Here is a 14,336-nt window from a genome sequence, read left to right as displayed (position 1 = left end):
CAGATCGGCAAAAGCCCCGTCCTTCCGACGGGGCTTTTTCTTTTCGGCATTCAGGCGGTTTCGGCGGGAAGGACGATGCGGGCCTCAAAACCGTCCTGCCGGCCCGGCGCCGGCGAGGAAAGCACCAGCTCTCCGCCGGCCTGCTCCACTAGGCTCTTGACGATGGCAAGGCCAAGTCCGGTTCCGTCCGCCGTGGTCTGGCCCCTGGTAAAACGTGTCGTCAGCTTGGGCAGGAGCGCCGCGTCGACCGCTACCCCGGAATTGACGACGCGGATCGTGCCGTCCGCTTCGGCGAGGACCTGCACCGGGCTTTCCGCCGGGCTGTGGATCAGCGCGTTTTCGAGGAGGTTACGGACGACGATGCCGAAGGCATCCGCGCCGATCCTGCAGGAGAGGCCGCCTTCACAACGATTGGTGAAGCGGATGCGGGATGAGCCGATGGCCGTTCTCATCATGTCGTCGATAACCAGTTCGAGAACGGGGATGAGATCGTTCGCCGTGTCGGTGACCCCGATCCTCGCTTCCGCGCGCGACATCTGAAGCAGTTTTTCGGCCAGGTGGGCGAGATGCTGCAGCGATTTTTCGATGTTTTCCACGCGCGGCGCAAGTTCCGGCGGAATGTCGGCATGCAGCCGCTGCGCCTGCGCCAGCGCGCCGGCAATCGGCGTGCGCAATTCATGGGCGCTGTTGGCGGTGAATTCCCGTTCCGCCTCGATTGCCGACCGCAATCGTCCGAGCAGCAGATTGACCGAACGGGCAATGGGATGGAGCTCGCCCGGAAAGGGTTGCGTCGGCAGCGGCGCGAGATTGCCGCCGTCCTTTTTGCCGATGTCGTCGCGCAGGGTCTGTATCGGTCGCAGCGTTCTGCGCACCACGACAATGACGGCGAAAATGCTGGCGGGAATGAGGATGAGAACGGGAAGCAGCAGCGCGGTGCCCGCCTCTTCGATCGCCTCGCGGCGATTGGCGAAGGCATCGGCGACCTGCAGGAAATAATTGCCGTCCGGCGTCGCAACCGTAAAGATGCGCTGGGTCGCGGTTTCAGAAAAACCGGGTTCGAGCGAGACCTCGAAAGGCTCCGTCGAGCTGTCATGCGAATGCAGCACCACCTGTCCTTCCCGGTCGCGGACCTGATAGGTCAGATATTCCGCCCGTTCCGACGTCTGGTTGAGCTTTTGCGCGGCAGGCGCGGTGTTGTTTTCCCGGAGGTCGTCCACCAGCAGCGGCAGCAGTCTTTCGGCGGTTTCCTCAACGCCGGCGTCGAAAATTTCGGCGAACTCGTCCTGCATCACCATGACGCCCAGCCCGCAGGCGAGAAGCCAGGATATGGCGACAACGCTGGTCAGCGCCGTCACGAGCTTGCGGGTCATGCTGGTCGGTCTGGCCATTTCTGCCTGCTTGTAATTCTGACTATCGGATGGTGTAGCCGACGCCGCGCACGGTTTCGACGCGGTCATGGCCGATTTTCTTGCGCAGCCGGCTGATATAGACCTCGACCGTGTTGCTTTCTATTTCCGCGCCGAATTCGTAAAGCGTGTCGTGCAATTGCGCTTTCGAGACGACCGCGCCGGGATGTTCGACGAGTTTTTCCAGCACGGCCCATTCCCGGGCGCTCAGCGTCTGCGCCGTTCCATCGACCGTGATATTGCGCGCCACCTGGTTGATCTCGATGCCGGGCAGGCGGATGACGGGAGCGGAACGCCCTTCGTAACGGCGCGAGACCGCCAGCATGCGGGCCGAAAGCTCGTTGAGATCGAAAGGCTTGACCAGATAATCGTCCGCACCGGCGTTCAGCCCGGCGATCCGGTCGGAGACCTGGTCATGGGCGGTCAGAATGATCACCGGCGTTGCGTCATCGCGCTGGCGCAGGCTTTGCAGAAGGGTGATGCCCTCGCCATCCGGCAAGCGCATGTCGAGCAGGATGAGGCCGTAACCCATCGTCAGCGTCGCCGCCATGGCGTCGCCCAGCGTCTTGAACCAGTCGACAGCATGACCCGCCGCCGCGACATGGTCCCGCAGCGCTTCGCCCAGCACATGATCGTCTTCAACAAGCAGAACCCGCAAGACAGCTCCCTCTATCGCTTCGTCCTGCGTATCTCTTTCTCCGGATAAGCGTCAAGCACGGTGTTTCAGCTGTTCTGGCGCTGGGTGCAGCCGCCGAATACATCGAGCGAGGGATCGTAGACCGAAGTGGAGACGTTCATCATGCCAAGGATGCTGTGGAAATAATTGTCGTGCGAGCGTCCGCCCTCCGCCGCGGTTTTTGTGAGGCAGGCTTTGTTGAGCCCCATGGATTTCGCAAAGTCGTCGTCGAACCAGACCAGAAACGGCACATGGGTCTGCTGGTCGGGCGCCAGCAGATAGGGCGCGCCATGCAGGTAGACGCCGTTCTCGCCAAGCGACTCGCCGTGATCGGACGCATAGATCATGCCCGTCGCCAGCCTGTCGGAGCGGGCCTTCAGCTTGTCGATGACGGTCGAGAGGAAATGGTCGGTATAAAGAAGCGTGTTGTCGTAGGAGTTGACGATCTCCGCGTCGGAGCAGTTGCCAAGCTCGGCCGTGCGGCAATCCGGGGTGAATTTGCGGAATTCGTCGGTATAGCGCAGATAATAGGTCGGCCCGTGGCTGCCCATCTGGTGCAGCACGATGACGCTGTCCCTGGTGACGTTGTTGAGCCAGGAGTCGAGCTTGTCGAAGAAGATATCGTCGCGGCATTCCCCGCCGGTGCAGAAGCGGCTGTCATTGGTGGAGGGCAGGTCGAAATAGGGAATGCGGTCGGCCACGTTCTTGCTGCCGGTATTGTTGTCCAGCCATGTCGCGCTGACCCCGGCATGGACGAGAACATCCATGACGTTTTCATTGGCGAGCGCCTTTTTGTGGCTATATTGCGAGCGCGGGAACTTCGAGAACATGCAGGGAATGGAAATCGCCGTCGCGGTGCCGCAGCTGGTCGTGTTCGGAAAATAGATCACGCCGCGTTTTGCGAGTTCGGGATTGGTATCGCGCCCATAGCCGTTCAGGGAAAAGTTCGCGGCCCGCGCGGTCTCGCCCGCCACGATGACGGTGATGCGGGGTTTGCGGACGCCGCCCAATGAAGGCAGGACCTTTGCATCCCCGCCGACCGCGCTGACCTGAATATCGACTTCCTTCCCCGCCAGCGTGAAATAATGAATGGCCGACATGATCGGCGACAATGGATTGACGCTTTTGACGATATCCTTGTGCTGGCGCACGGCGGTGGTGAAGGTCTTGGAATTGGCGAAGCTGATGATGCCGGCGATGGAAAGACAGATCAGGATGCTGATCGTGTTCCACAAAAGCTTGTCGAGGATCGGGCGGTGACGCACACGCACGGCGGCGATGAGGAGGGACGGCACCAGTCCGTAGATCGCCATGTGCCAGAGAAAGCCGGGCGTGATCAGATTGCCGGCTTCCGCCTGCGTCGTCTCCATGGCGTTGCGGATCATGTCGCTGTCGATGACGATGCCGTAGCGATCCATGAACCAGGAAGCGGCCGCCGCCGCGAAGACCAGGAAGATCAAAAACGGCTTGATGAGATATTTGGCGGAAAAAATGATGATCATGGCGCCGAGCAGGGCGGCCATGGCGGCATAAAGCGCGACGATGGCAACCGGATAGGCGGAAAGATAGGTGTGAACCTTCGACCAGAATGTCCGGTTCGTGAAAAACAGCAGATAGGCCGCCGTCAGCAGGCTGAGCGGCACGCTGCCGATTTCCGGACGATATGTTACTGTTCCCGTCGCTTTCGCGGTAAAAAGAGCCACTGTCAGATCCACCAGATTTCCAGTAGGCCGGCGGCAACGGAGACGGGGCGAAAACGCCGTCGTCCAGGCTGCCGCATGGGCCGATCAATGGCGGATGCGTCATTTTGCTGACATCAACCTGAAAGCTTGTCATGAAAGTGTCACACTCCGTGGTGGCCGTTTGGCGGGGGTGTTTCAGATCGTCGAGACGATAGAGCCCTTAATTGAGGCCCACCATGCCTGTGGCGGTGGTGCGCGTTGCAAATATGCGCGTGGCCCTGACCGGCAGCAGGCTGCCTGCGGGCAGGTTCTGGAAGGTCACCGTCGCCCCGGAAAGCAGGGTCAGGCAGAGATGGCCGCCATTGCCCACATAGATGGCGCGGGTGGGGGAAGGAAGCGGGCTCGTATCGTCCGGAACGACATCGAAAGCGTGGGACGCCGGGGATTCGAGGCCGGCGGCGTGGTGTTCGTAAGTCTCAGCCATTGCTGTCTCCCGTAAATCGAAATCTGCCACGATTATGGAGTGCGCTGCAGCCACGGGGAAAAGCGGGGACAGGAAATATCCGGACAGGATTTCGCTCCTGTTTTCGGCCGGCCCGCGAGAGCGTCATTCTTTTCGCAATCCCATGCGGTTACGCCGCCCCCGCCTGTTGCCGTCGATGCGGCGCAGACGGGTGATGACGGATTTTTCGTCCACGGGATCGGCAGGCGGGCGGGTGCTGCCGCTTCAATTGCGCATATGGAGAATGAAGGCCCTGACGGCGGGAGAGGCTTCCGTTTTCCGGTGGGCGATGGCGAGGTCCGAGGTCGTGGAACTGGCGGCAAGCGGCACATAGCGCACGCCGGGCAACCTCAGGCAATTAAGCGAGCGCGGCACCAGCGCGACGCCGAGGCCGATGGCCACCATGCTGGCAATCGTGGTGTAGTCCCTGCCTTCCGGCGTGATCGCCGGCTGGAACCCGGCTTCATTGCAGGCCTCTATCGTATTGTAGTGAAAACCGACATCCGGCGGCTGCCGCGGGGTAATGAAGGTCTCGCCGGCAAGGTTTTTCACATCGACCTGCAGCGCAAAGGCCAGGGGATGGTTTTCGGGAAGTGCAGCCATCAGCGGTTCGCGCAGCACCACATGGGTTGTCACACCTTCCGGAACGGGCGCGGGCGGGCGGATGAAGGCGAAGTCCAGATTGCCGTCGGCAATCTTGGCCAGTTGCAGCCGCATCTCCATCTCGATCAGTTGCAGCTCCACATCGGGATGGGAAGCGCGGAAACTGGCGATGGACCGGGTCATCAGGCCGGAATAGGCGGCCGAGGCGACATAACCGATGGAGATGCGCCCGGTTTCGCCGCGGTCGACGCGTTTGAGCGCCGCAAGCGTCGCCTCGGCATTGGCGAGGATTTTCCGGGCGTCCTCGTAGAGAAGCTGGCCGGGCGTGGTCAGCTTCACCGAACGGCGCGTCCGGTCGAGAAGCGGCATGCCGACAATCTGTTCGAGCGCCATGATCTGCTGGCTCAAGCCCGGCTGGGCAATGCCGAGGCGGGCGGCGGCGCGCTCGAAATTGCGCTCATCCACCAGCGTGGTGAAATAGCGCAGGTGGCGCAATTCGAATGTTTCTGCCCGGCTTGCCGGTTTCCTGCCCATCGTTACGCCTTTCCCCGCAGATTTGAATAATTCCAGGCTATTATCGCTGTGAGTTTTCATAATCAATAGTTCTGAAAAAAACCGGCTGCGCTTATTGGATCACAATTCGTCCCTTGCGTAATAAGATGACTTAAATTCTCCAGAAAAATACCGCCTTATGGTGGCGCGGGTGATGAAGGGTCTTGGGGTGCAGGGAAAAACCAAACACATTTCCATTCTGGCTGGCGGTTGCGCCGTCATCGCTTATGTGGCCTTTTTTGCCCCGGCTTCCGCCCTTGCGCAGGAGGCCGGTACGACGGTGCTGCAGACCATCACCGTGGAGGGCGCCAAAAATCAGGATCCCAAGGCGCCCGTGAAGGGCTATGTGGCGAAAACCAGCGCCAGCGCCACCAAGACGGGGCGATCCCTGATCGAGACGCCGCAATCCGTATCCGTCATCACCAAGGACCAGATGGATGCTCAGAACGTTCGCAATCTCAGCGAGGCGTTGAATTATGTTCCGGGTGTCGTCGCGCAGCCGTTTGGGGCGGATCCGCGTTTCGATGCGCCGCGCATTCGCGGGTTCCAGGGAAACCAGTTGCAGTTCCTGAACGGTCTGCGGCTGATGCGTACCGCCGGTGCGCCCTCCTATGAGGTCTACGGCCTGGAGCGCGTGGAAGTCATTCGCGGGCCTGCTTCCGTTCTTTTCGGTCAGGGCAATCCCGGCGGCCTCATCAATCTCATCAGCAAGCGGCCGACCTTCGAACGGTTCGGCGAAGTCGGTGTGCAGATCGGCAGCTTCGACTATTACCAGTCGATGTTCGATATTGGCGGCCCGGTGGCGGATAGCGACAGTTTCGCCTATCGCCTGACCGGCCTTGCGCGCAACGCCCATGCCCAGACGGACAACTTGCAGAACGACCGTTATTTCATCGCACCGGCGCTCACCTGGCAGCCGGACGAGGATACGAAGCTGACGGTTCTTGCCTCCTATCAGCACGACAATCCGAGTTCGCCCTCCGGCCTGCCGTCGGCGCTGACCTATCTCAGACCCGGCAATATGCTGGACCGCAGCTTTTATGTCGGCGATCCGTCCTTCGATACGTCGAGCCGCAAATTCACCAATATCGGCTATGAATTCGAGCACCGTTTCGACGAGACCTTCACCTTCCGGCAGAATGCGCGCTATTCCAATTTCGACTGGTCCTATCGCGCGCTCGGCATGTCCTCGACCAGCGGCGGCATGATCGGCAATCTTATCCGCCGCAATGCGACGTTCCAGGACGAGTTGCTGAACACCTTCAACATCGACAACAGCCTGCAGGCGGAGTTCTCCACGGGGCCGATCGACCACACCCTGCTTGTGGGGCTGGACTACCGTTATTTCGACAATAACGTCAAAACCGAATTCTGGGCCGCGACGCCGCTCAATCCCGTCAATCCGGTCTATGGCGGGCCGATCAGCCTCACCTCGCGCACGCTTTATGCAGATGTGAAGACGGATATTTCCCAGATCGGCCTTTATGCGCAGGACGAGATGGCCTTCGAGAACTGGCGCGTCACCGCCGGCCTGCGGCAGGATTGGGCAAGCACCAGCGGCACGACCTTCAACGGCACCACCTACCGCTCGCTCGACAAGGACGATCACAAGCTGACCGGCCGCGTCGGCGTCAGCTATCTGTTCGATGGCGGCATCGCGCCCTATGTCAGCTACGCGACCTCCTTCGAGCCGGTGCCGCAGCCGGCTGTCGGCGATGCGCCGAAACCGACCACCGGCGAACAATGGGAAGCGGGCGTCAAATACCAGCCCGAGGGTTTCGACGGTTTCTTTTCCGCCGCGGTCTACGATCTGACACAGAAAAACGTCACGACGACCGTGGGCGGCGTGACGCAGCAGATGGACGAGGCGCATGTGAAAGGCCTCGAGCTTGAAGGCGTCGCAAGCCTTGCCGACGGGCTCGACCTGCGCGCGGCCTATACCTACATGGACAGCGAGGTCTCCGGCCGCGTGAATAACGGCAAGGAGCTGGACAGCACGCCCCGGCACGCCGCAAGCCTCTGGCTGGATTACACTTTCCCGGAAGATACCGCCCTTGAGGGTTTCGGCATCGGCGGCGGCGTGCGTTATGTCGGAAAACGCTATGGCGATGCTGCCAATACCTTCGAGATGAAGGGCCTCGCCCTGCTCGATCTCGGCGTGCATTACGAGAAGAACGGCTACCGCGCCTCGCTTCTGGTGCAAAACTTGACTGATAAAGAATATATTTCTAGTTGCTCCACTTTCGGATGCTATTACGGTGACGGAAGAACGGTTATGGGCAAGCTGACCTATCGTTGGTGACGCCATATCAAAGTGAAGCAGCAGGGGCATGACGCGCAAGGATCGATGGATGTCCCCCATTTGGGGGCGGCGGGAATTTTTAGGCCTGCTCGCTGCTTCGGCTCTTGCTGGCAAGGCGCAGGCGGCGGTCACGCCACGCCTTGCCGCCATCGACTGGGCCATGCTGGAAACCGCCGTTGCGCTCGGCGTCATGCCGGTGGCGGCGACCGAGCTCATCCAGTTCCGGGTGGACGCGGTCGAGCCGGAAATCCCTGCAACCGTCGCCGATCTCGGCCTGCGCGGTGCGCCGAATTTCGAGCTTCTGCAACTGACCCGGCCCGATCTCATTCTGATTTCGCCCTTCTACACCCGTTATACCGGCAGGCTGGAAGCGATTGCCCCGGTCTTCTCGCTGCCCTTTTACGTGAAGGGCGAACCGCCTTTCGCAAAGGCGCTGGCGGCGGTCTCCGCCCTTGGCGAAAAGCTCGGCAGGGCCGATGAGGCGCGCAGGGTTCTGGGCGAAACGGAAGCGGCGCTGCAAGCCATGCGGACCCGCCTTGCCGGTTTTGCGGCGCGGCCGACCTATGTGATCAATATCGGCGACGCCCGGCATTTTCGCGCTTTCGGTGCGGATAGCATGTTCGGGGATGTTCTTGGCCGGCTGGGGCTCGCCAATGCCTGGGTGGATCGTTCGCAATTCACCTTCGCGGCCCCGGTGCCGCTTGAAAACCTCGCCGCTTCGCCCGATGCGCGCATCGTCATCGTCTCCGATATTCCGGTCGAGGCGCGGGAAACCCTGCGCAGCAGCGCCATATGGCGCGCGATGCCTGCCGTGCGGGAAAACCGGGTGGTCACGCTCGGCAATGTCGGCCCCTATGGCGGCATCACCGCCGGCATGCGCTTTGCGCGGCTTCTGACCGAAGCGCTCTCGGCGCAGGGAGAAGCCCTGTGACGGCGCGGCCTCTCCAGCTTTTCTTCGGGCTGCTGTTCGTTCTGGCCTGCGGGCTGTCCCTGCATGCCGGGCTGCTGCGGCTGCCTTTCGGTGCATGGCCCGGCCTGCCGTTCGATGCCGCCACCATGTCGATGGATCAGGTGATTTTCGCCTTCAGCCTGATGCCGCGCGTGGCGGTCGCCATTCTGGCGGGGGCGATGCTCGGCCTGTCGGGCGCGTTGTTCCAGCAATTGCTGCGCAATCCGATTGCCGACCCTTCGACGCTCGGCATCTCGGCCGGCGCGCAACTGGCCATCGTCATCGCCACCCTGTTCTTTCCGTCGGTGCTGGATGGCAACCGCGCTTTTGTTGCGCTCGTTGGCGCTGCCGGTGCGGCCGGCATCGTGTTTCTTCTCGGCTGGCGACGCTCCTTCGAGCCGGTGACCATGGTGGTGTCGGGGCTGCTGGTCGGCATCACCGCCGCGTCTGTTTCCGCCGCGCTGACCTTGGCGCAGGGCGAATATCTGATGTCGCTGGTCGTCTGGAACGGCGGCTCGCTCAGCCAGCAGGACTGGTCGAACGCCTTGTCCCTCGCGTTTCAGCTTGTTGCCGGGCTCGTTCTGACCGGCCTGCTGATAAAGCCGCTGACGGTCCTCGGTCTCGGCGATGCCGGTGCGCGATCGCTCGGCGTCTCGCTGTTTTCGATCAGGCTGGCGGTTGCCGCCGTCGCGGTCATGCTGGCCGCCTTCGTTGCTTCGGCGGTCGGTCTCGTCAGCTTCATCGGCCTTGCAGCACCTGCGCTCACCCGGGCGCTCGGTGTGCGGCGTTCGTCTTCGGTGCTCCTGGTTTCCCCGCTTCTGGGCGGTCTGCTGCTGTGGTTCTGCGACGGTCTCGTGCAGCTTCTGGCAAGCACGACGGCCGAAGTTTTCCCGACCGGCGCGGTAACGGCCCTGATCGGCGGCCCGCTGCTTCTGTGGCTGCTGCCGAAAATTCGGCCGACCGATGTGCATCGCGGTGAAGGCGTCGAGCTGGCGACAAGACGCCGGCTTACGGCCCTGCTGCCGGTACTGGCGGTCATGGCGGGGCTGGTTTTTGCAGCGCTCGCCATCGGCAAGGGGCCCGATGGCTGGACGATGCTGAAGGCCGACGATCTGCAAAGCCTGCTGCCCTTCCGCTGGCCGCGGCTGGTGGCGGCCGTGGCCGCAGGCGGTCTTCTGGCCATGGCGGGGGCGCTTCTCCAGCGACTTACCGGCAATCCCATGGCAAGCCCGGAAGTGATCGGCGTCAGCGGCGGTGCCGGCCTCGGTTTTGCCGCCGCCATCACGATTTTTCCGGCCGCCGGTCTTTTCGAACTGTTTTGCGGCGCCGGCATCGGCTCTGCGGCTGTCATGATCCTCGTCCTGCTGTTTTCCATGCGCCGGCACCTCGCGCCGGAAAAAATCCTGCTCGCGGGCATTGCCATCAGTTCGCTCTGCTCGGCCGTTCTCTCGGCGCTGCTTGCCATTGGCGACCAGCGGGCATGGCAGATCCTCGCCTGGCTCAGCGGCTCGGGTTCGACGGCGACGCCGGCTTCGGCGATCTTTCTCGCCATTCTTTCCATCGTGCTGCTGGCGGGCGCGCTATCGGTCACGCGCTGGCTGACGATCCTGCCGCTCGGACGCGATGTGCCGCTCTCCCTCGGCCTGCCGCTCGGCCCGGCCCGCATCGCCGTCATCGCGGTGGCGGGCATTGCCACCGGGGCCGCCTCGCTGCTCGTCGGTCCCTTGAGTTTCGTCGGATTGATGGCGCCGCATATTGCGCTTCGCGCCGGTTTCACCACGCCGCGCGATCATCTCTTCGCCTCCTTCCTGTTCGGCGCGGTGCTGATGGCGCTTTCCGATCTTGGCGCACGGACAGTCACCTTTCCCTATGAGCTGCCGCTCGGGCTTTTTGCGGCGCTTGCCGGCGCGCCCTATCTGATCTGGCTTTCAGGCAGGCGATGATGAATTTTTTGAACGATGTACGGAGATGAGAACCATGGGTCAGGCAGCACTTGCCGTCGATTATGACGATATTCCGCTTTTTTCTCTCGACGGCGTGACGATGGAGGTGCCGGGCAGGACATTGCTGCAGCCGCTGACGGCCAGTTTTGCGACCGGCAAGACCATCGGCCTGATCGGCCATAACGGTTCGGGAAAATCCACGCTGCTCAAGATTCTCGCACGGATTCAGGAGCCGACGGCGGGCAGGGTCTCATTCGAAGGGAAGGCTCTCGGCGCCTGGGGCAATCGTGAATTTGCGCGAAAGCTCGCCTATCTGCCGCAATATACGCCGGCCGCCTCCGGCATGCTGGCCAAGGAACTGGTGGCGCTCGGCCGTTATCCCTGGCACGGCGCGCTTGGGCAGTTCACCAAAGCGGATCAGGAGAAGGTGGACGAAGCCATCGAACTCACCGACACCGTCGCCTTCCGCGACCGGCTGGTGGATACGCTTTCCGGCGGTGAGCGCCAGCGCGTGTGGCTCGCCATGCTGGTGGCCCAGAACGCCGAAAGCCTGCTTCTCGACGAACCCATCTCCGCACTCGACATGGCGCACCAGATCGAGGTGCTTTCGCTGGTGCAGAGATTGTCGCGCGAAAAGGGTCTCGGCGTCATCGTCGTGCTGCACGACGTCAACATGGCGGCGCGCTTCTGCGATGAGATCGTCGCGCTTCATTCCGGCCAGCTTATCGCGCGGGGAACGCCGCAGGAGATCATGACGCCGGAGACGCTGCAGCGCATCTATGGCGTTCGCATGGATGTCATGACCCATGCCGCCACCGGCTTTCCCGTCGCCCTGCCGCTTTGAGGTTGTTGCAGCAAAACAACGGCCGGCAACGCTGGCTGTTGATGGCGATTCCGCACGCATTTCCCGCCCTAACAATGTCTTAATGGCATCCTACCGCCATCAGACATTGTTAACCGGTCCGCTTTCATCGCCTCCAATTAAGTTGTTTTGGATCGATTTCAGGGAACAAACGTTAACAGTGCGGAATTCAATATCCGGAGAGGGCAAGAAGGGCTGCTGCGGGTAGGAATAAAACAGGAGAAAATCAGATGAAAAAGGCTGTTGCCGTAACTTTTGCCGCATTGACGATGGGCCTCGGCGGAACCGCATCCGCCCTCGCTGCCGACCTTGCAAGATATGAGCCGGCTCCGCAGGAGCAGGACGATCGCAACGGCGTCAAGATCGGTTACCTCACCTGCGATATCGGCGGCGGCGTCGGTTACGTTCTCGGCTCGGCCAAGGAACTGGATTGCACCTTCCAGTCCACCATGGGCGCCCGTCGCACCGACCATTACACCGGCGCCATCCGCAAGATGGGTGTCGACCTCGGTTTCACCACGCAGGGCCGTCTGGTCTGGGCCGTTTTCGCCCCGACCGCCGGTTACCACCGCGGTTCGCTCGGCGGCCTTTATCAGGGCGCAACGGCTGAAGTCACCGTCGGTCTCGGCGTCGGCACCAACGTTCTCGTTGGCGGCACGTCCGGCTCCATCCAGCTGCAGACGGTCAGCGTGACGGGTCAGGTTGGCCTCAACCTCGCCGCCACCGGCACCTCCGTGACGCTCACGGCCATGAACTGATCGGCAAAGTGCCCGGCCCCGGCCGGGCATTCTGTCGCATGTCAAAAAACGCCCTCTTCGTTGTCAGACGGAGAGGGCGTTGTATTATCCGGGCCATGATTTCCATTTTCAGAAGTGTGGCGGCAGTGACCGCCTGTTCTTTCCTTTTGGCGACAGCCGCTTTTGCCGAGGGCGATGCGGCCCATGGGGAGAAGGTCTTCAGTCGCTGTTCCACTTGCCACAGCGCCGATACGCCACGCACCCGCATGGGGCCTCATCTGATGGGTGTCGTCGGCAGGCCGATGGCTTCCGTGGCCGATTACGGCCACTATTCTCAGGCGCTCAAGGATGCCGGCGCGGCTGGCCGGGTGTGGTCGGAGGCTGAACTGCAAAAATTCATCGCCAGCCCGAAAAAGGCGATACCGGGAAATGCGATGCGCTTTTTCGGGCTGTGGAGCGAAACCGATATTGCGGATCTGATCGCCTATCTGAAAACGCATCCCATGCCGCAATAGCGGTCAGAGCGGTGCTTCAGCGATAATCTCTTCCGCTTCTTCGAAGGTCATCTCCATCACCTTCGCGCCGATCTCGAAACTGAAGCCGTTGCGGGCGAAGGCGGAAAATTCCTTGGCCTTGCGCTTCTCGTCCAGTTCGACACGGCGAAACGGCCCGAAGGCGCGCTTACGGGCGAAGATGACGGCCGCGACGAGATCATTGGTCTCCTGCAACGCGACCGCAGCCGTTTCCCGGGCAATGCCCTTGATCTGAAGTTTCTGCGCGAGCCCACGTTTCGATTTGCCGCTGCGCTGGCCGCTCCGCACGGCGATTTCCGCATAGGCCGTGTCATCGAGCGCCTTGATGCCATAAGCGAAGGTTACGGCAAATTCGCCGAGCGCCCTGACCTGCGCCGGGCTGATATCCTCGAATTTTTCCCGCGCCTTGCGCATGATGGCGTCGCGCAGCTGCTTTTCCGTCATCATGCGCTGTTCCAGCCGGTAAAGAGCGGAATTGCGGGCCCAGGAAAGCATGCGGCTGGTGGGCTCAACGGCCGGTGCGTCGTCCACGGCCATGTCGTCGGTCAGGAAGGGGCTGGAATCGTCGTTCATTCCGCTTTTATAGCGCGGTGAACCCGTCTTGCCAGTTCCCTCCCGGCCCGTTTCCTCCGGTTTTTCAGTAGCTCAAGGCGTTTGCGCGCCGGTTGCGGCGACATAGACCGAATAGAGCGACTTCGTCGCGGTGATGAACAGGCGGTTCTTTTTCGGGCCGCCGAAAGTGAGGTTCGCGACCGTCTGCGGCACCTTGATCTTGCCGAGGAGCGTACCTTCGGGGGAAAAGCAGTGAACGCCATCGCCGGCGCTGGTCCACAGGTTGCCGGCCGTATCCAGACGGAAGCCGTCCGGCAGGCCATTGTCGAGATTGCAGAATTCCCGGCCGGTGGTGAGCTTCGCGCCGTCCACCACGTCGAAGACGCGGATATGGCGCGGGCGGGAGACATCATGGCTGTAGGAACTGTCGGCGACGTAAAGCTTCGTTTCATCAGGCGAAAACGCAAGCCCGTTCGGCTGCACGAAGTCGTCAATCACGATCTCGATCTTTCCGGTTGCGGGATCGAGCCGGTAGACATTGCGCGTCTTCTGTTCCGGCTCGGCCTTGTAGCCCTCGTAGTCCGAAAGAATGCCGTAGGTGGGATCGGTGAACCAGACGCTGCCATCGGATTTCACCACCACGTCATTGGGTGAGTTCAGCCGCTTGCCGCCGTAGCTGTCGGCAAGCACCGTGATGGAGCCGTCGACTTCGGTGCGGGTGACGCGGCGGCCGCCATGTTCGCAGGAAACGAGCCGCCCCTGCCGGTCGCGCGTGTTGCCGTTGGTGAAATTGGAGGGCTGGCGGAACACCGATATCCCACCATCCGGCACCCAGCGCAGCATGCGCTCATTGGGAATATCGCTGAACAGCAGGCAGTTGAGATCGGCAAACCACACCGGGCCTTCGGCCCAGCGGCAACCGGAATAAAGCTCTTCCAATTCGGCATTGCCGACGATCAGATGGCGGAAGCGGTCGTCGTGGATTTCGTAAGGGGAGGTCTTGTCTGTGGTCATGAGCGTGGTCCGCTTGGGGGCTT

General features: G+C 61.8%; 13 protein-coding genes. 6 read left to right on the top strand and 7 right to left on the bottom strand.

Annotation, left to right across the window (positions count from 1 at the left end):
• Positions 1-50: 50 nt before the first annotated feature.
• The 5 genes from ACIK7D_RS20260 to ACIK7D_RS20240 all read right to left on the bottom strand — a co-directional run bounded on the left by ACIK7D_RS20260 (position 51) and on the right by ACIK7D_RS20240 (position 5,403).
• Positions 51-1,388: a sensor histidine kinase gene (locus tag ACIK7D_RS20260; RefSeq protein WP_400157208.1), complete on the bottom strand. Its 1,338-nt coding sequence runs from the start codon at positions 1,386-1,388 to the stop codon at positions 51-53.
• A gap of 22 nt (positions 1,389-1,410) precedes the next feature.
• Positions 1,411-2,064, bottom strand: a complete 654-nt coding sequence (locus tag ACIK7D_RS20255; protein WP_020010073.1) for a response regulator transcription factor — start codon at positions 2,062-2,064, stop codon at positions 1,411-1,413.
• A gap of 65 nt (positions 2,065-2,129) precedes the next feature.
• Complete coding sequence (locus tag ACIK7D_RS20250) at positions 2,130-3,797, bottom strand: phosphoethanolamine transferase (RefSeq protein ID WP_127758340.1); 1,668 nt, start codon at positions 3,795-3,797, stop codon at positions 2,130-2,132.
• A gap of 187 nt (positions 3,798-3,984) precedes the next feature.
• Positions 3,985-4,248 carry a hypothetical protein gene (locus ACIK7D_RS20245; protein ID WP_127758339.1) on the bottom strand — a complete coding sequence of 88 codons (264 nt, stop codon included), beginning with the start codon at positions 4,246-4,248 and terminating at the stop codon, positions 3,985-3,987.
• Between the two features lie 243 nt (positions 4,249-4,491).
• Positions 4,492-5,403, bottom strand: a complete 912-nt coding sequence (locus ACIK7D_RS20240; protein WP_400157207.1) for a LysR family transcriptional regulator — start codon at positions 5,401-5,403, stop codon at positions 4,492-4,494.
• Positions 5,404-5,560: 157 nt separating this feature from the next.
• Between ACIK7D_RS20240 and ACIK7D_RS20235 the strand changes: the two genes are divergently transcribed.
• The 6 genes from ACIK7D_RS20235 (at position 5,561) to ACIK7D_RS20210 (ending at position 12,729) form a co-directional block, all read left to right on the top strand.
• Positions 5,561-7,723, top strand: a complete 2,163-nt coding sequence (locus ACIK7D_RS20235) for a TonB-dependent siderophore receptor (protein ID WP_400157206.1) — start codon at positions 5,561-5,563, stop codon at positions 7,721-7,723.
• A 28-nt stretch (positions 7,724-7,751) separates the two neighbouring features.
• Positions 7,752-8,654, top strand: a complete 903-nt coding sequence (locus ACIK7D_RS20230; RefSeq protein WP_400157205.1) for an iron-siderophore ABC transporter substrate-binding protein — start codon at positions 7,752-7,754, stop codon at positions 8,652-8,654.
• Positions 8,651-10,615: a Fe(3+)-hydroxamate ABC transporter permease FhuB gene (fhuB, locus tag ACIK7D_RS20225; protein WP_400157204.1), complete on the top strand. Its 1,965-nt coding sequence runs from the start codon at positions 8,651-8,653 to the stop codon at positions 10,613-10,615. The genes ACIK7D_RS20230 and fhuB overlap by 4 nt, the downstream gene beginning before the upstream one ends.
• Positions 10,616-10,649: 34 nt before the next feature.
• The gene (locus ACIK7D_RS20220) at positions 10,650-11,459 is read left to right on the top strand and encodes an ATP-binding cassette domain-containing protein (protein WP_035263594.1); all 810 of its coding nucleotides are present in this window, start codon (positions 10,650-10,652) and stop codon (positions 11,457-11,459) included.
• Positions 11,460-11,707: 248 nt separating this feature from the next.
• Complete coding sequence (locus tag ACIK7D_RS20215; protein WP_003522107.1) at positions 11,708-12,235, top strand: DUF992 domain-containing protein; 528 nt, start codon at positions 11,708-11,710, stop codon at positions 12,233-12,235.
• Positions 12,236-12,330: 95 nt separating this feature from the next.
• The gene (locus ACIK7D_RS20210) at positions 12,331-12,729 is read left to right on the top strand and encodes a c-type cytochrome (protein ID WP_400157203.1); all 399 of its coding nucleotides are present in this window, start codon (positions 12,331-12,333) and stop codon (positions 12,727-12,729) included.
• Between the two features lie 3 nt (positions 12,730-12,732).
• On the opposite strand, the gene recX is transcribed toward ACIK7D_RS20210, so the two are convergent.
• Both recX and ACIK7D_RS20200 read right to left on the bottom strand, forming a co-directional pair.
• The gene (gene recX, locus ACIK7D_RS20205; protein WP_400157202.1) at positions 12,733-13,320 is read right to left on the bottom strand and encodes a recombination regulator RecX; all 588 of its coding nucleotides are present in this window, start codon (positions 13,318-13,320) and stop codon (positions 12,733-12,735) included.
• 72 nt (positions 13,321-13,392) lie between these two features.
• Complete coding sequence (locus ACIK7D_RS20200) at positions 13,393-14,313, bottom strand: SMP-30/gluconolactonase/LRE family protein (protein WP_400157201.1); 921 nt, start codon at positions 14,311-14,313, stop codon at positions 13,393-13,395.
• Positions 14,314-14,336: the final 23 nt, after the last annotated feature.

Origin of the sequence: Agrobacterium sp. P15N1-A, from assembly GCF_044626815.1 — a bacterium.
GTDB lineage: Bacteria > Pseudomonadota > Alphaproteobacteria > Rhizobiales > Rhizobiaceae > Agrobacterium > Agrobacterium leguminum.
The sequence above is the reverse complement of the archived record's forward strand: the minus strand, read 5'-3'. Positions and strand labels throughout refer to the sequence as shown.